Consider the following 17,117-nt stretch of genomic DNA (forward strand, 5'->3'; position numbering starts at 1 on the left):
GCTCCGACAAAAATCCACCGCCTGGATAAGTTGGAGCCCGTGATGACTACAAAACTAAAAAACACTGTGCACTTGAGTGAATCGGCCAAGGTCGACTCCGGCTCAGTGCAACCGTTTACCCGCTCGCAAAAAATCTATGTGCAAGGCACTCGCCCGGACATTCGTGTGCCGATGCGTGAGATTAGCCTGGACGTGACCCCCACCGATTTCGGCGGTGAAATCAACGCGCCGGTGGTGGTTTATGACACCTCCGGCCCCTACACCGACCCCAACGTCATCATCGACGTGCGCAAAGGCTTGGGCGATGTGCGCTCGCCGTGGATCGAATCCCGCGGCGACACCGAGCGCCTGTCGGGCTTGAGCTCGCACTTCGGCCAACAGCGCCTCAGCGATGCCGAGCTGACCGCGCTGCGTTTCGCCCACGTGAAAAACCCGCGCCGCGCCAAGGCCGGGGCCAACGTCACCCAAATGCACTACGCCCGCAAAGGCATCATCACCGCCGAGATGGAATACGTCGCCATCCGCGAAAACATGAAGCTGGAAGAAGCCCGCGCCAGCGGCCTGCTGGACCAGCAACACGCCGGCCACAGCTTCGGCGCCAGCGTGCCGAAAATCATCACCCCTGAATTCGTGCGCGAAGAAATCGCCCGTGGCCGCGCGATCATCCCGGCCAACATCAACCACACCGAACTGGAACCGATGATCATCGGCCGTAACTTCCTGGTGAAGATCAACGGCAACATCGGTAACAGCGCCCTGGGTTCTTCCATCGAAGAAGAAGTGGCGAAACTCACCTGGGGCATTCGCTGGGGTTCGGACACGGTGATGGACCTGTCGACCGGCAAGCACATCCACGAAACCCGCGAGTGGATCATCCGCAACTCGCCGGTGCCGATCGGTACCGTACCGATCTACCAGGCCCTGGAAAAAGTCGGCGGCGCTGCCGAAGACCTGACCTGGGAGCTGTTCCGCGACACCCTGATCGAACAGGCGGAGCAGGGCGTCGACTATTTCACCATCCACGCCGGCGTGTTGCTGCGCTACGTGCCGCTGACCGCCAAGCGCGTCACCGGTATCGTCTCCCGTGGCGGTTCGATCATGGCCAAGTGGTGCCTGGCGCACCACAAAGAGAACTTCACCTACACGCATTTCGACGAAATCTGCGAAATCATGAAGGCCTATGACGTCAGCTTCTCCCTCGGCGACGGCCTGCGCCCCGGCTCGATTGCCGACGCCAACGACGCCGCGCAATTCGGCGAATTGGAAACCCTCGGCGAACTGACCAAGATCGCCTGGAAGCACGACGTGCAAACCATGATCGAAGGGCCGGGTCACGTGCCGATGCAGTTGATCAAGGAGAACATGGACAAGCAGCTCGAGTGCTGCGACGAGGCGCCGTTCTACACCCTCGGCCCGCTGACCACCGACATCGCGCCGGGCTACGACCACATCACCTCCGGCATCGGCGCGGCGATGATCGGCTGGTTCGGTTGCGCCATGCTCTGTTACGTCACGCCGAAGGAGCACCTGGGCCTGCCGAACAAGGATGACGTGAAGACCGGGATCATCACCTACAAGATCGCCGCCCATGCGGCGGACTTGGCCAAGGGGCATCCGGGCGCGCAGATCCGCGATAACGCATTGAGCAAGGCGCGCTTCGAGTTCCGTTGGGAAGACCAGTTCAACCTCGGCCTGGACCCGGATACCGCGCGCTCCTACCACGACGAAACCCTGCCGAAGGACTCGGCCAAGGTCGCGCACTTCTGCTCGATGTGCGGGCCGAAGTTCTGCTCGATGAAAATCACCCAGGAAGTGCGTGAGTACGCGGCCAACCAGCGCATTGAAGCGGTGGATGTGGACGTCGCCAAGGGCTTGGCGGAGCAGGCGGAGCGGTTCAAGCAGGAAGGTAGTCAGCTGTACAAGAAAGTTTAAGCGGCAAGCGGCAAGCCACAAGTTAAAAGCTGAATCTGCTTTTTCTTGCGGCTTGCGGCTCGTAACCATGTTCTCTTGAGACTTCTGATTTGAACACTTATTCCCCTGACATCGCGGTCACCTCCGACAAACGCGTCTTCGGCGCGCGCGACCTGTTCTCCCTGTGGTTCTCCCTTGGCATCGGCCTGATGGTCCTGCAGACCGGCGCATTGCTCGCGCCGGGCCTGGGCCTGTCTGGTTCATTGCTGGCCATTTTCCTCGGCACCCTGGTGGGCGTGCTGTTGCTGGCGGCCGTCGGCGTGATCGGCAGCGACACCGGCCTGTCCGCCATGGCCGCCCTCAAGCTCAGCCTCGGCGCCAAGGGTGCCAGCCTGCCGGCGTTGCTGAACCTGCTGCAACTGGTCGGCTGGGGCTCGTTCGAAATTATCGTGATGCGCGATGCCGCCAGCCTGTTGGGTGCGCGGGCGTTCAGCGATGGCAGCCTATTGGCCAGCCCGTTGTTGTGGACACTGTTCTTCGGTGGCCTGGCGACCCTGCTGGCGGTCAGCGGTCCGCTGACGTTTGTGCGGCAGATTTTGCGCAAATGGGGTATCTGGCTGCTGCTGGCGGCCTGCCTGTGGCTGACCTGGAACCTCTTCGCCAAGGCCGACCTCGGCACACTCTGGGCCCAGGCCGGTGACGGTTCGATGCCGTTTGCGGTCGGCTTTGATATCGCCATCGCCATGCCGCTTTCGTGGCTGCCGCTGATTGCCGATTACTCACGCTTCGGCAAGCGTGCCCAAAGCGTGTTTGGCGGTACGGCGCTGGGTTTCTTTATTGGTAATTTCTGGCTGATGAGCCTGGGCGTGGCCTACACCCTGGCGTTTGCGCCCAGCGGTGAAGTGAATGCGCTGCTGCTGGCGCTGGCTGGGGCCGGCCTGGGGATTCCGCTGCTGCTGATCCTGTTGGACGAGTCGGAAAACGCCTTTGCCGATATTCACTCGGCGGCGGTGTCCAGTGGGATGCTGTTGCGCTTGAAGGTCGAGCACCTGGCACTGGCCATTGGTGTGATCTGCACCCTGATCGCCTGTTTTGCACCGTTGGCGCAATACCAGAACTTCCTGTTGCTGATCGGTTCTGTGTTTGCGCCGTTGTTCGGCGTGGTGCTGGTGGATCATTTCATCCTGCGCCGTCGTGGTCATGGCGCGGTCGCCAGCCTGCGTTGGCCGGCACTGTTGGCCTGGCTGGGTGGCATTGCTACGTATCACCTGTTGGCCAACCTGTACCCGGACATCGGCGCAACCCTGCCGGCATTGGTGCTGGCAGGGCTGTTGCAGTTCATCCTGGGGCGGGCCTTCAGCGGCGCGCGGGCACCCACTCAGGCTTGAGGATGCCTTCCAGGCGCGAGTAGGGAATCTGCAACTCGACATGGCCCAGGGCGTAAGGCGCGATGGTGCTGGTGGGGTACTTGAGGATCACGCCGCCATAGGTCAGCGCCACGTTCGGGGTTTTCTGGAACGGGTAGGTTTTCACGAACTCCGGTTCCAGGCTCAGGCGGGTGCTGATCAGCCAGCTGTTGTGCGCCACCTGGGCGGCTTTCCAGAACGCATCTTCCTTGCCTTGCAGCAGCATATCGGTCAGCCAAAGGGCCTTTTGCTGCTGGCGTGAATAGTTGATGAAGGCGCGGCCTGGCTCGCCGTGGGTGGCGCCTTGATCCAGGTAGCTGGATAACTCGATGATTACCAAACCGTCATGCTGCTCACGTACCTTGGCCTGCAAGTACATGCTGTTGCGTGGGGCTGCGGTGCTGAGGAATTGCTCGCGATAAGACTCAAGGCTCGACGGCAGCGGGTCGGCCGCGTTGGTGCGGGTCATTTCCAGCAGGCGTTGCTCGATCAAGGCATCCAGCTTGGGTTCCTTGGCAAAGTGCACAGTGTCGATATTCACCAAAGGGCAATCGCTGGCGGCGCAGCCCGGCTTGCTCTGCTCGCTGGCGTCGCGGGTGGCTTCCAGCGGAGTGCGATAGCTGGGTTGGAACAGGCTTTGGCAGGCGCCGAGGGTCAAGGCGATGCAGGCCACGGATGCGATTTTTAAAAGCGACATGGATGTCCTTCGTCTATCGATAAGAGCGAAATTTGTGGAGCTTCGACTACCGGCAGGGCAGTCAGTTCGCCACTAAGCTGATTGAGCGTGAGTTTGACCTTCTCCGTCTGGCCCGGCAACCGCAAAGGGGCTGCACCAATGGGCAGGAGCGCGTTAGGATGGCGCGAATTGCACGGGACATGATGAGGAAGGGTATGACGGACATTGCGAAATCGACGCCGAGTACGATCGAGATTGTTCAGCGCGACAATGCCTACAAGGGCTTCTACCAGCTCGATCGCGTGCAACTGCGCCATGAAAAGTTCGACGGCGGCATGAGCCGCGTGATCAATCGCGAAGTGTTCGTGCGCCATGACGCGGTGTGCGTGTTGCCCTACGACCCGCAGCGCGATGAAGTGGTGCTGATCGAGCAGTTTCGCGTGGGCGCCATGGGCCGCAGCAATAACCCTTGGCTGGTGGAAATGGTTGCGGGGCTGATCGACAAGGACGAAGAGCCGGAGGAGGTTGCACACCGCGAGGCCGAGGAGGAAGCTGGGCTGACGTTCTCCGCACTGTGGCCGATCACCAAGTATTTCCCGTCGCCCGGTGGCAGTACCGAATTTGTCCACTTGTACCTGGGCCGCTGCGACAGCTCGGGGGCGGGTGGCGTCCATGGACTGGAAGAAGAAGCAGAAGACATCCGCGTCACGGTCTGGGCATTTGAAGACGCCCTGCAAGCCGTTCGCGACGGTAAAATTTCCAACGCAGCCAGCATTATCGCCCTGCAATGGCTTGCGCTTAATCGCGCGGAAGTGAGGGGGTTATGGCAGTAAAGGCACGGGAACGTTATCGAGTCGACCTGATCGGGCTGCAAGCCGCCTGCGAAGCCAACTATGCGCGGCTGATGCGTCTGCTGCCCGACATGCGCCACACCCCGCAAGCGCGCCGCATCGGCGTGACCCATGGCGACCAGATGCTGGGCGTGCTGGCCCTGGACGTGATCGTCAACTGCCCGTACACCACCACCCTGCGGGTGCGCCAGGAACACAGCCTGCCGTGGTTGCCGGTGCCGCAACTGGAAGTGCAGGTGTACCACGATGCGCGGATGGCCGAAGTCATCAGCGCCGAACATGCGCGGCGCTTTCGCAGCATCTATCCTTACCCGAATGTGTTCATGCACCAGCCCGATGAGAAAGCACAGCTCAATGTGTTCCTCGGTGAATGGTTGAGTCATTGCCTGGCCCTGGGCCATGAGTTCGAAGTCGTGCGGTAGATGTGAACTGCGTCTGCTTCCTGGGTTTCCTCTTTGCGTCCTGCCCCAGCATAATCGCCCCAACTGTCCATTTCTGTGATTGCTTTGGGAGAGCGCCTTGCCGAGCGTATCCACCTTGAACCCCGACGCTGCGCTGCTGGTGCAGCTGTCCGACAGCCACCTGTTTGCCGAGGCCGACGGTACGCTGTTGGGCATGAACACCCGTGAGAGTCTGCAGCGGGTGATCGAACTGGTGCGCCAGCAACAGCCGCACATCGACCTGGTAATGGCCACGGGGGACTTATCCCAGGACGGTACGCTGGAGTCTTACCAGGCATTTCGTGACCTGACTCAGCAGATCAAGGCCCCGGCGCGCTGGATTCCCGGTAATCACGACGAACCCCGGATTATGCTGCACGCCGCCGCGCACAGTGACCTGCTGGAGCCCGTGGTGGACCTCGGCAACTGGCGCATCACCCTGCTCGACTCCGCCGTGCCAGGCTCCGTGCCGGGCTACCTGCAGGATTCGCAGTTGCAATTGCTGGCTCAAGCCTTGAGCGAAGCCCCGAACCGCCATCACCTGGTGTGTTTCCACCATCACCCGGTGCCCATCGGCTGTGCGTGGATGGAACCCATCGGCTTGCGCAACCCCGATGCGCTGTTTGCTGTGCTGGACCGTTTTCCGCAGGTGAAAGCAGTGCTCTGGGGCCACGTGCACCAGGAGATCGACCGCGAGCGCAACGGCGTGCGCCTGCTGGCTTCGCCGTCCACCTGCATCCAGTTCACGCCGGGCAGCGAGGATTTCCAGGTCAGCGAGCACGCGCCGGGCTATCGTTGGTTGCGTTTGCATGCCGACGGACGGCTGGAGACAGGGGTGGAGCGGGTCAAAGGCTTCGCTTTTACCGTGGACTACGGCAGCAACGGCTATTAAAAGCTGCAAACACTGATCAGAGATGTGGTGGCTGGATGATCGGGTGCTCACACCACCCCGATCCCTGTAAACTGCGCCCTTTTGGCGCAAGCACGGAGACCCCGGCATGTCCGCTTCGATCCTGTATATCCACGGCTTCAACAGCGCGCCTGCGTCCAACAAGGCCTGCCAGCTGGTGACCGTGATGGACACACTCGGCCTGGCCGACCAACTGCGCGTGCCGGCGCTGCATCACCATCCCCGTCAGGCAATTCCCCAGTTGGAGCAAGCCATTGCCGAACTGGGGCGGCCGCTGCTGGTCGGCAGCTCACTCGGCGGCTACTATGCAACCCATCTTGCCGAGCGCCATGGCCTCAAGGCGCTGCTGGTCAACCCGGCCGTCAGCCCCCATCGGATGTTCGACGGTTACCTGGGTACCCAGAAGAACCTGTACACCGATGAAACCTGGGAATTGACCCACGACCACGTCACGGCGCTGGCCGAGCTGGAAGTGCCGGCTCCCCAGGACGCCGCGCGTTATCAGGTGTGGTTGCAGACCGGTGATGAAACACTGGATTATCGCCTCGCCCAGCAGTATTACCGGGCCTGTGCCTTGCGCATCCAGGCCGGTGGCGACCATGGTTACCAGGGGTTCGCCCAGCAATTGCCGGCGCTGTTGAGTTTTGCCGGCATTGGCGCAGATCAGTATCAATCCTTCGATTTCTCGGCACTGTAATTGCCTTGGAAATCGCAGGTTACTTTTTAATCGAACGACTCACGACGAGACCCCATGGCCACTCCCAGCGCTAGCTCTTATAACGCCGATGCCATCGAAGTCCTATCGGGCCTCGACCCGGTGCGCAAACGTCCCGGCATGTACACCGACACCAGTCGGCCGAACCACCTTGCCCAGGAAGTCATCGACAACAGCGTCGACGAAGCCTTGGCCGGGCACGCCAAGTCGGTGCACGTCATTCTTCATGCTGACCACTCCCTGGAAGTGTCCGACGATGGTCGCGGCATGCCCGTGGACATTCACCCGGAAGAGGGCGTGTCGGGCGTCGAGCTGATCCTTACCAAGCTGCACGCCGGCGGCAAGTTCTCGAACAAGAACTATCAGTTCTCCGGTGGCTTGCACGGTGTGGGTATTTCCGTGGTCAACGCCCTGTCTACGTTGGTGCGGGTCAAGGTCAAGCGCGACGGCAACGAGTACGAGATGACCTTCGCCGATGGCTACAAAGCCACCGACCTGCAGGTGATCGGCACCGTTGGCAAGCGCAACACCGGTACCAGCGTGTACTTTGCACCGGACCCTAAATACTTCGACTCGCCGAAATTCTCCATCAGCCGCCTCAAGCACGTACTCAAGGCCAAGGCCGTGTTGTGCCCCGGCCTGTTGGTGACCTTTGAAGACAAAGGCACAGGCGAGAAAGTCGAGTGGCATTACGAAGACGGCCTGCGTTCCTACCTGGAAGACTCCGTCAGCGATTTCGAGCGCCTGCCCAACGAGCCGTTCTGCGGCAGCCTGGCCGGAAACAAGGAAGCGGTCGACTGGGCGCTGCTGTGGTTGCCCGAAGGCGGCGACAGCGTTCAGGAAAGCTACGTCAACCTGATCCCCACCGCCCAGGGCGGCACCCACGTCAACGGTTTGCGCCAGGGCTTGCTGGATGCCATGCGCGAATTCTGCGAATACCGCAGCCTGCTGCCGCGCGGCGTGAAGCTGGCGCCGGAAGACGTGTGGGAGCGCATCGCGTTCGTGCTGTCGATGAAAATGCAGGAGCCGCAGTTCTCCGGCCAGACCAAGGAGCGCCTGTCGTCGCGCGAAGCGGCAGCGTTTGTCTCCGGTGTGGTCAAGGATGCTTTCAGCCTGTGGCTCAACGAGCACCCGGAACTGGGCCTGGCCCTGGCGGAACTGGCGATCAACAACGCCGGCCGTCGCCTCAAGGCCAGCAAGAAAGTCGAGCGCAAGCGCATCACCCAGGGCCCGGCATTGCCCGGCAAGCTGGCCGATTGCGCCGGGCAGGACCCGATGCGCTCCGAGCTGTTCCTGGTCGAAGGTGACTCCGCCGGTGGGTCCGCCAAGCAAGCGCGGGACAAGGAATTCCAGGCGATCCTGCCGTTGCGCGGCAAGATCCTCAATACCTGGGAAGTCGATGGCAGCGAAGTCCTCGCCAGCCAGGAAGTGCACAACATCGCCGTGGCCATCGGCGTCGACCCAGGCGCAGCGGACATGAGCCAGTTGCGCTACGGCAAGATCTGCATCCTCGCCGACGCCGACTCCGACGGCCTGCACATCGCGACCCTGCTGTGCGCGTTGTTCGTGCAGCACTTCCGCCCGTTGGTGGATGCCGGTCACGTCTACGTCGCCATGCCGCCGCTGTACCGTATCGACCTGGGCAAGGAGATTTTCTACGCCCTGGACGAAGCGGAACGCGATGGCATTCTCGACCGCCTGGTAGCCGAGAAGAAACGCGGCAAGCCGCAGGTCACGCGATTCAAGGGCCTGGGCGAAATGAACCCGCCGCAACTGCGTGAAACCACCATGGACCCGAACACCCGGCGCCTGGTGCAGTTGACCCTGGAAGACTTCGCCGCCACCTCGGAAATGATGGACATGCTGCTGGCGAAGAAACGCGCGCCGGATCGCAAGTCCTGGTTGGAATCCAAAGGCAACCTGGCCGAGGTTCTGGGCTGATGCGCACAGGTTTCGCCCTGGCGATCCTGATGTTGAGCGGGCTGGTAGCGACTCAGGTCGCCGCCGCGCCCGTGGCTGAGCTCAAGTTGGTGTCCGAACACCCGGTGGATGGCATGCGGGGTGGCAACCTGTCGGGCCTGGTGCAGTGTGGCAAGGATCTGTGGACAGTTTCCGACCGCGATGATGACCAGATCTATCGTCTCGATATCAGTGCGCCGACCTGGCAAGCCGAGGCGGTAAGGATCGATGTCCCGCCGGTGCCGGAATCCGGGTTGCCCTGGGGGCTGCGTTCTCGCACCAAGGCCGCGTCGTTCATTCGCGGCGGCGACCTGGACTTTGAAGGCATCACCTGCGATGCCGCCGGCAACCGCTACATTGTCAGCGAAGCCCATGCGGCGGTGCTGCAAGTGCCGGTGAACGGTGCGCCTGAATGGTTGAAGATCGCTCCGAGCATGGTGCGCGAAGCCCGGGCTAGTGGCATGTTGCTGCACTTCAATGCCTTGTTCGAAGGCCTGGCGATCAACCCCGAGGGTAATCAGATCTGGCTGGCTGCGGAGCGTGAGCGGCGCGGCCTCATCTCCATCAAGCGCCCGCAAAGCCTTTGGGATTGCGATGGCCCCTGCGTGTTGTTGAGTGAGGCCGGCCAGGAGATGCAGCCGGCCAAGTTCACCGGTGCCAAGGCGGTGTCCAAGGATTTCGCCGATCTGTCACTGTTCAACGGCAAGCTGTTTACCCTGGAGCGCAACGCGTTCCGGATTTGCCGGCGCGATGCGGTCACGGCCAAGGTCGAGTTGTGCTGGTCGTTCGCCGACGAAACCCTGACGCCCGAGCGGCGTTACGCCCAGCCCTATGGCTTGGCCGAAGCCCTGGTGGTGGACGCAGACGGTGCCTGGCTGGGCATCGACAATAATTTCGGCCCCCGCGCCGATGGTGAAAAACGCCCCATGGTCTATCGTTTCGCCGCCCCCGCCGGTGGCTGGAGCGCGCAGCCATGAGTCGCTACTTTTCTGAATCGATCCGGCGCGGCGGCATTTCCGCTGCGCTTTACCAAACAATGATGAGGCCCGCATGAGTGACATCCTCGCAGACAGCTTAGACGGCGTAGAACGCCGGTCGCTGGCTGACTTCACCGAAAATGCCTACCTCAACTACTCCATGTACGTGATCATGGACCGTGCCTTGCCGCATATCGGCGACGGCCTGAAGCCCGTACAGCGGCGCATCATCTACGCCATGAGTGAGTTGGGCCTGGACGCCGACTCCAAGCACAAGAAATCGGCGCGCACCGTCGGTGACGTGCTCGGTAAATTCCACCCCCACGGCGATTCGGCGTGCTACGAAGCCATGGTGCTGATGGCACAGCCGTTCAGCTACCGCTACACCCTCGTCGACGGCCAGGGTAACTGGGGGGCGCCGGATGATCCCAAGTCCTTCGCGGCCATGCGTTACACCGAAGCACGCTTGTCGCGGTATTCGGAAGTGCTGCTCAGCGAGTTGGGCCAGGGCACCGCGAACTGGGGGCCGAACTTTGACGGTACTCTCGACGAGCCGCTGGTGTTGCCCGCACGTTTGCCGAATATCCTGCTCAATGGCACCACCGGTATCGCGGTCGGCATGGCCACCGACGTACCGCCGCACAACCTGCGCGAAGTCGCCGCCGCCTGCGTGCGCTTGCTGGATGAGCCAAAGGCCACGGTCGAGCAGCTTTGCGAGCACATCCAGGGCCCGGATTACCCGACCGAAGCGGAAATCATCACGCCACGCGCCGACCTGCTGAAGATGTACGAAACCGGCAAGGGCTCGGTGCGCATGCGCGCCGTGTATCACATCGAAGACGGCGACATTATCGTCACCGCCCTGCCGCACCAGGTGTCCGGTGCCAAGGTGCTGGAGCAGATTGCCGCGCTGATGCAGGCCAAACCGTCGAAATTGCCGCAGGTCGCCGACCTGCGTGACGAGTCCGACCACGAAAACCCCTGCCGCATCGTGATCATCCCGACCAACAGCCGGGTCGACCACGAAGTGCTGATGCAGCATCTGTTTGCCAGCACGGAGCTGGAGTCCAGCTACCGGGTCAACGTCAACATCATCGGCCTGGACGGCAAGCCGCAGCTGAAAAACCTGCGCAACCTGCTGGTCGAGTGGCTGGAGTTCCGGATACAAACCGTACGTCGCCGCCTGCAGTTCCGCCTCGACAAGGTCGAGCGCCGCCTGCACCTGTTGGACGGTTTGCTGATTGCCTACCTCAACCTGGATGAAGTGATCCACATCATCCGTACCGCCGAGCATCCGAAAGCCGAGCTGATCGCACGTTTCGAGCTGAGCGAGATCCAGGCCGACTACATCCTCGACACCCGTTTGCGCCAGTTGGCACGCCTGGAAGAAATGAAGCTGCGCGACGAACAAGACGCGCTGCTCAAGGAGCAGGCCAAGCTGCAAGCCCTGCTGGGCAGCGAAGCCAAGCTGAAGAAGCTGGTGCGCACCGAGCTGATCAAAGACGCCGAAACCTATGGCGACGACCGCCGTTCGCCAATCGTGCAGCGTGCCGAAGCCAAGGCGCTCACAGAGACCGAACTGCTGCCGAACGAGAAAATTACCGTCGTTCTGTCGGAAAAGGGTTGGGTTCGCTCAGCCAAAGGGCATGATATTGACGCCACTGGCTTGTCGTACAAGGCGGGTGATGGCTTCAAGACTGCCGCAGCCGGTCGCTCCAATCAGTTTGCGGTGTTTATTGACTCCACCGGGCGTAGTTATTCGGTGCCGGCGCACACCTTGCCATCGGCGCGGGGGCAGGGCGAGCCGTTGACCGGTCGCCTGACACCGCCGCCGGGGGCGAATTTTGAATGTGTGCTGCTGCCGGATGACGATTCGCTGTATGTGATCGCCTCCGACGCGGGTTATGGGTTCGTGGTCAAGGGTGAAGACCTGCAGGCCAAGAACAAAGCGGGCAAGGCGTTGTTGAGCCTGCCGAACAACGCCAAGGTCATCCTGCCGCGTCCGGTGGAAGACCGCGAGGGCAACTGGCTGGCGTCGGTGACCACCGAAGGGCGCCTGCTGGTGTTCAAGATCAGCGACCTGCCGCAGTTGGGCAAAGGCAAGGGCAACAAGATTATTGGGATTCCCGGCGAGCGGGTGGCCAGTCGCGAAGAGTACGTGACCGACATCGCGGTGATCCCGGAAGGTTCTACCCTGGTGCTCCAGGCCGGCAAGCGCACGTTGTCATTGCGCCCTGACGACCTGGAACACTACAAGGGCGAGCGTGGTCGTCGCGGTAATAAACTGCCTCGCGGCTTCCAGCGTGTGGATGCTTTGCTGGTGGAAACGCCGGTTTAAGGCGTATTAGAGCCCTCGATCTACGATTTAAAGCGTAGATCGACGCTTTGGCGCTGGAGTCATGGCGCATATTCACGGATGATATGGCCTTTCCAGCGCCGGCGTGGCCGAGCGTGTTTAGGTTATTTTTAGTATTACATTGTGGTTCGCCTTGTGGCAGCCACCTGGATGGGATGATGACTGCTCCACGCGTTCCTCTATTTTTCATGCTCGCTGGCCTTCTGGGGCTGGCGGGTTGCAGCACACACCAGCCTGTGTCGCTGTACCAGCTGGACAGCGGAAGTCCGGCTCAGCCAGCCCAAACCGCTGGCATGTCCGTTTTGCTGGGACCGGTAGTCGTGGCCGATTACCTGCAACGCGAAACCTTGCTGCAACGTCAGAACGATGGAAGCCTGCAAGGTTCCACTGATGGTCGTTGGGCGGGCAGTTTGTCTTCTGATATCAACCAGTTGATGTTGCGTCAGGTGGCCGGACAGTTGGACAGCCAGCGTGTGGTCCTGGCGCCTGCGCCAACCGGCTTCAGCCCCGATGTGCAGGTCTTGCTGACCATTACACGGCTCGATTCCGGTAAGTCGCAACCGGCGATCCTCGATGCGCAATGGCGCTTGATCGATCGTCGCGGCCAGGTGCGTGATAACCGCATCGTGCACCTGCAGGAAGAGCACGCCGGCACCACCGCGTCCCAGGTTCAGGCCCAGGGCGTGCTGCTGCAGCAATTGGCGCAGCAGTTGTCGGTGGCCCTCAAGCCATTGGCCAACCAGCCACCCATCGCCGAGGCGCCCCGCAAGTCTGCCCCGGTACAGGCTAAGCCGGCAGAGCCGCAAAAGCCGAAGATGCCGATGGCAACGCCGATCCGTACGGATATGGAAGTATTCAGGTTCTGATCTGATCTGAATGCCAAACAAAAGGCCCGCTGATTCAGCGGGCCTTTTGTTTGTGTGCAATTTACTTGAGGTTTGTGGCGATCCAAATGTGGGAGGGGGCTTGCCCCCGATAACGGTGGTTCAGTTAATAATGTGCTAACTGGTACTCCGCAATCGGGGGCAAGCCCCCTCTCACATGTTCTTCAGGGCTTGGAGCGAGTCTCATGCATCCGCGCCAGCTGCCGCTCCAGCATCGATGGGTACGGCTCCATCAACCGTTCCACGCAGCTTGCCCCCTCAGGGCTGGCAATCGGGCGGATACGCGCGCGTTGGCGGATCAGCGTGTCTTCACTGATCTTGCGCTCCACCAGCAGCAGGTTGCGGCTGTGTTGGGACAAGGCCAGTGCATCCTGGGCGTTTTCAGTGAGCAGCAAGTCGATCTGGCTCATGCCAAACAGGTCGTCGCCCACGGTGAGGCCCAGTTGCAGTTGCAGGGTGATGCCACTGTCGGCGACTTCGATCTGCAATTCATGGCCCAGGGCGCGCAGCAACTCACCGCAGCAAATCGCGTTGGTCAGGTAGTCTTCGCCGCTGTCTTCGCTGTGGAACAGCATAAGCGTGCTGCCATCGTTCAGGGTGTGCAGTTCGCTCTGGTACAACGAGGCTGCCTGGTCGAGGCAGTCGCGGTAGCGTTCCAGCAGTTCGGTCAGGCGCGCACGGGGCAGGCGACGCAATTGGTCCTGGGCACCCAGTTGCACGGCGAGCACAGCGCTGTACTGCGGCTCGCTGCTGCGTGCCGGCGCGGCCTTGGGGGCGATTGCGGTGCTGTCAGATGACGTATCGCGCAGGTCGGCGAAGGGGTCTTCATCGTCCAGCTCGTCTTCCTCGGCCTTGAATGCATGGCGCGGTGCAGGCTTGAGGCCCGCCACCGGAGGGCGCTCGTCGAAGCCCGGGTCACGCAGGTTGCGTACTTCGAACTCGGGTTCGTCGTCGTAATCGGTGTCGTCGTATTCAGGCTCAGGTTCGACTTCGGGCACCACAGGTTCCGGGGCGAAGCTGGCATGCAGCTGGCGGGCAAGGTCGCCGATTTCATCCTGGCGGTCGGTCGCCGGGGTGTGCTCGTCGATGTCCCGCAGCCAGATGCGCAATTGCATCAGCGGCGTGGAGATATGCCGCCCCAGGCGCAGGCTCAGGGCCAGGGCCAATGCCAGCAGGATGGCGCTGAGGATACCCATGCTTTGCAGGCTGATGGTCATCGGCTGCTGGAACTGCTGCATGTCGAGGCTGATACGCAGTTGGCCGGCCTTCACATCCTGAAACGTGATATTGCTCTGGTACAGGCCTTCGGCTTCGCCCAGCAGGCCGTTTTTCGGGCGCTGCCCGGCTTCGGCCATGATGCGGTTGTCCACGCTGTAGATGGCGGCATGGGCCACGAGCGGGTTCTTGGTCAGGTTGTTGAGCAGCACGTTGAGGCTGAGGATGTCGTTGGACACCAGCAGCTCAGTCGCCGAAGTGGCGGTCTGAGTGGTCAGGCTCTCGCCCAGGGCGTCGGCTTGCTCGTGCATGGCCTGCTTGAATTGCAAACCCATCACGCAGGCGTAGATCACCAAGGCCAGGGCGACCAGGATCACGTTATGGCTGGCGATGCGTAATGCGATCGGTACACGGCGGTGGCGCAGTGCCCGGAAGATCAGCAGGAAGAAGTTGTCGGTTTTTACTGGCGTGGGCCGGTTCACTTGAGCTCGGCTCTTGGTCCGTGAAGTTGACGCGCAGTATAGCGACAGGCCCAAGACCGGCAAAGCGCTGGCTGTGCCCGATGGTCACTGAAAGTGGGTAGAATGCGGTTTTTTTCCAGCCTGGGGGTGCGCCTTGCGCGAAATTGTCCTGATTAACATCACTGGGGAAGACCGCCCAGGTCTTACCGCAGCCATTACCGGCGTTCTGGCCCAGGGTGGTGTGAACATTCTCGACATCGGCCAGGCGGTGATCCACGACACGCTGTCGTTCGGCATCCTGGTGGAAATTCCCAGCACCGAGCAGGCCTCATCGGTGCTCAAGGACATCCTGTTTACGGCGTATAAGCTGGATCAGCAGGTGCGTTTCACCCCGGTATCCGAAGAGGATTACCAGCAGTGGGTGGCCGGCCAGGGCAAGAAGCGCCATATCGTGACGCTGCTGACCCGCAAGGTCACCGCCGAACAGCTGCAGCGCGTCAGCTCGATTACTGCGCAGTATGGTTTGAACATTGACCATATCGACCGTCTGTCGGGTCGCATGCCGTTGGACACTCCGGCCGACAAGGGCAAGGGCTGCATCGAGTTCTCCGTGCGCGGTGAGCCGGCCGACCCGCAAGCCCTGCGCGCCGAATTCCTCAGCGTGGCCCAGGAGCTGAATGTCGATATCGCCTTCCAGGAAGATTCGCTGTTCCGCCGCAACCGTCGCCTGGCGGTGTTCGACATGGACTCCACGCTGATCGAAGCCGAAGTCATCGACGAGCTGGCCAAGGCGGCCGGCGTGGGTGAGCAGGTTTCCGAAATCACCGAGCGCGCCATGGCCGGGGAATTGGATTTCCGCGCCAGCTTCAAGGAGCGCCTGGCCTTGCTCAAGGGCCTGGATGTGAGCGTGCTGGACTCCATCGGCGCGTCGCTGCGCCTGACCGAAGGCGCCGAAACCCTGTTCGCCGAACTCAAGCGCCTGGGCTACAAGACGGCGATCCTGTCGGGTGGTTTCACTTACTTCGCCAAGCAATTGCAGGCCAAGCTGGGCATCGACTATGTGTTCGCCAACGAATTGGAAGTGGTGGATGGCAAGGTGACCGGCGTCGCGGTCGAGCCGATTGTCGATGCGCAGCGCAAGGCGGATCTGCTGAAGGAACTGGCCCACAAGGAAGGTTTGCGTCTGGAACAGACCATTGCGGTCGGCGACGGCGCCAACGACTTGCCGATGCTGGCAATCGCCGGTTTGGGTGTGGCGTTCCGCGCCAAGCCATTGGTCAAGCAATCGGCCAAGCAGGCGATTTCGACCTTGGGGTTGGATGGCGTGCTCTATCTGCTGGGCTTTCGCGACCGCGACGGTCAGCTGTAACTGACTAAATGTGGGAGGGGACTTGCCCCCGATGGCAGTGGTTCAGTCACTGATGTGTTGACTGATACCCCGCTATCGGGAGCAAGCCCCCTCCCATATTGGGTTCGGTGTCAGGCTTTAGGTAAAGCGATACCCTGGCCCATCTGCACCGGCGAACCCGCCACCAGTTCCTCAGCCCACTTCACCTGATCCGGCCCGAACAGCACGATCGCGGTGGAGCCCAACTTGAAGCGACCCAGCTCCGCACCCTTCTCCAGGTGAATCGGCGCGCGCGCAGCTTCGTCATAGCGGAAAGTTTTCAGCTCGCGCTTCGGCGGAGTAACCAGGCCGGCCCAGACGGTTTCAATCGACGCCACAATCATCGCACCCACCAATACCACGGCCATCGGGCCGCGTTCGGTGTCGAACAGGCAGACAACACGCTCGTTACGCGCAAACAACTCCGGCACGTTTTCGGCGGTGGTCTGGTTTACCGAGAAAATCCGCCCAGGCACGTAGACCATTTCGCGCAGGGTACCGGCCAGAGGCATATGCACTCGGTGGTAGTCCTTCGGCGACAGGTAAATGGTGGCGAAATCGCCGCCCATGAACGGCGCAGCGACCGCCGCATCACCGCCCAACAGCTCCAACACGCTGAAGCTGTGGCCTTTGGCCTGGAACACGCGGCCATGTTCGATAGGGCCAAGCTGGCTGACCGCGCCATCGGCTGGGCTTAGTACTGCGCCAGGGGTCTGGTCCAGTGGGCGGGCGCCGTCTTTCAGGGCGCGGGTGAAGAAAGCGTTGAAGTGCTCGTAAGCGGTCACGTCTTCTACCAGGGCCTGGGACATATCCACTTGATAACGCTTGGCGAACCAGGTGGTGAAGGCATTCTTGAACCAGCGCACGCGGCACTCGGCGATGCAGCCGGCCAACCGCGACAGCAGGTGGTGCGGCAGCAGGTACTGGCTGAGGATAAACAACTGCTTTTTCATTTACTGTCCTTAAACC

General features: G+C 61.5%; 14 protein-coding genes. 11 read left to right on the forward strand and 3 right to left on the reverse strand.

The window, feature by feature from the left end:
- Positions 1-42: 42 nt before the first annotated feature.
- Together thiC and cytX are read left to right on the forward strand one after the other, a co-directional pair.
- Complete coding sequence (gene thiC / locus FIV39_RS05810; RefSeq protein ID WP_090400884.1) at positions 43-1,932, forward strand: phosphomethylpyrimidine synthase ThiC; 1,890 nt, start codon at positions 43-45, stop codon at positions 1,930-1,932.
- 89 nt (positions 1,933-2,021) lie between these two features.
- Positions 2,022-3,299 carry a putative hydroxymethylpyrimidine transporter CytX gene (cytX, locus tag FIV39_RS05815; protein WP_090400883.1) on the forward strand — a complete coding sequence of 426 codons (1,278 nt, stop codon included), beginning with the start codon at positions 2,022-2,024 and terminating at the stop codon, positions 3,297-3,299.
- Here the strand turns inward: cytX and FIV39_RS05820 are convergent.
- Complete coding sequence (locus FIV39_RS05820) at positions 3,268-4,014, reverse strand: RsiV family protein (RefSeq protein ID WP_090400882.1); 747 nt, start codon at positions 4,012-4,014, stop codon at positions 3,268-3,270. The two genes, cytX and FIV39_RS05820, sit on opposite strands and share 32 nt — an antisense overlap.
- A gap of 194 nt (positions 4,015-4,208) precedes the next feature.
- Here FIV39_RS05820 and FIV39_RS05825 point away from each other — a divergent pair, with 194 nt between their 5' ends.
- The 8 genes from FIV39_RS05825 to FIV39_RS05860 all read left to right on the forward strand — a co-directional run bounded on the left by FIV39_RS05825 (position 4,209) and on the right by FIV39_RS05860 (position 13,067).
- Entirely contained in the window at positions 4,209-4,826 is a 618-nt protein-coding gene (locus tag FIV39_RS05825; protein ID WP_090400881.1) for an NUDIX domain-containing protein, read from the forward strand.
- Positions 4,817-5,266: a DUF1249 domain-containing protein gene (locus FIV39_RS05830; protein ID WP_090400880.1), complete on the forward strand. Its 450-nt coding sequence runs from the start codon at positions 4,817-4,819 to the stop codon at positions 5,264-5,266. The genes FIV39_RS05825 and FIV39_RS05830 overlap by 10 nt, the downstream gene beginning before the upstream one ends.
- A gap of 97 nt (positions 5,267-5,363) precedes the next feature.
- Entirely contained in the window at positions 5,364-6,176 is an 813-nt protein-coding gene (gene cpdA / locus FIV39_RS05835) for a 3',5'-cyclic-AMP phosphodiesterase (protein ID WP_090400879.1), read from the forward strand.
- A 106-nt stretch (positions 6,177-6,282) separates the two neighbouring features.
- Complete coding sequence (locus tag FIV39_RS05840; RefSeq protein WP_090400878.1) at positions 6,283-6,891, forward strand: YqiA/YcfP family alpha/beta fold hydrolase; 609 nt, start codon at positions 6,283-6,285, stop codon at positions 6,889-6,891.
- A 54-nt stretch (positions 6,892-6,945) separates the two neighbouring features.
- A complete protein-coding gene (gene parE, locus FIV39_RS05845; RefSeq protein ID WP_027604917.1) occupies positions 6,946-8,850 on the forward strand; it encodes a DNA topoisomerase IV subunit B in 1,905 nt (634 codons plus the stop codon).
- A complete protein-coding gene (locus FIV39_RS05850) occupies positions 8,850-9,845 on the forward strand; it encodes an esterase-like activity of phytase family protein (RefSeq protein WP_090400877.1) in 996 nt (331 codons plus the stop codon). Before parE ends, FIV39_RS05850 begins: the two co-directional genes overlap by 1 nt.
- 73 nt (positions 9,846-9,918) lie before the next feature.
- Positions 9,919-12,183: a DNA topoisomerase IV subunit A gene (parC, locus tag FIV39_RS05855; protein WP_090400876.1), complete on the forward strand. Its 2,265-nt coding sequence runs from the start codon at positions 9,919-9,921 to the stop codon at positions 12,181-12,183.
- Between the two features lie 173 nt (positions 12,184-12,356).
- Positions 12,357-13,067: a PqiC family protein gene (locus FIV39_RS05860; protein WP_090400875.1), complete on the forward strand. Its 711-nt coding sequence runs from the start codon at positions 12,357-12,359 to the stop codon at positions 13,065-13,067.
- A 182-nt stretch (positions 13,068-13,249) separates the two neighbouring features.
- On the opposite strand, the gene FIV39_RS05865 is transcribed toward FIV39_RS05860, so the two are convergent.
- Positions 13,250-14,782: an AhpA/YtjB family protein gene (locus FIV39_RS05865; RefSeq protein ID WP_090400874.1), complete on the reverse strand. Its 1,533-nt coding sequence runs from the start codon at positions 14,780-14,782 to the stop codon at positions 13,250-13,252.
- A gap of 133 nt (positions 14,783-14,915) precedes the next feature.
- Between FIV39_RS05865 and serB the strand changes: the two genes are divergently transcribed.
- Positions 14,916-16,130 carry a phosphoserine phosphatase SerB gene (serB, locus tag FIV39_RS05870; RefSeq protein ID WP_028615502.1) on the forward strand — a complete coding sequence of 405 codons (1,215 nt, stop codon included), beginning with the start codon at positions 14,916-14,918 and terminating at the stop codon, positions 16,128-16,130.
- 110 nt (positions 16,131-16,240) lie between these two features.
- On the opposite strand, the gene asd is transcribed toward serB, so the two are convergent.
- Entirely contained in the window at positions 16,241-17,101 is an 861-nt protein-coding gene (asd, locus tag FIV39_RS05875; protein ID WP_003171334.1) for an archaetidylserine decarboxylase, read from the reverse strand.
- Positions 17,102-17,117: the final 16 nt, after the last annotated feature.

The organism is Pseudomonas grimontii (assembly GCF_007858185.1).
GTDB classification, from domain to species: Bacteria; Pseudomonadota; Gammaproteobacteria; order Pseudomonadales; family Pseudomonadaceae; genus Aquipseudomonas; species Aquipseudomonas grimontii.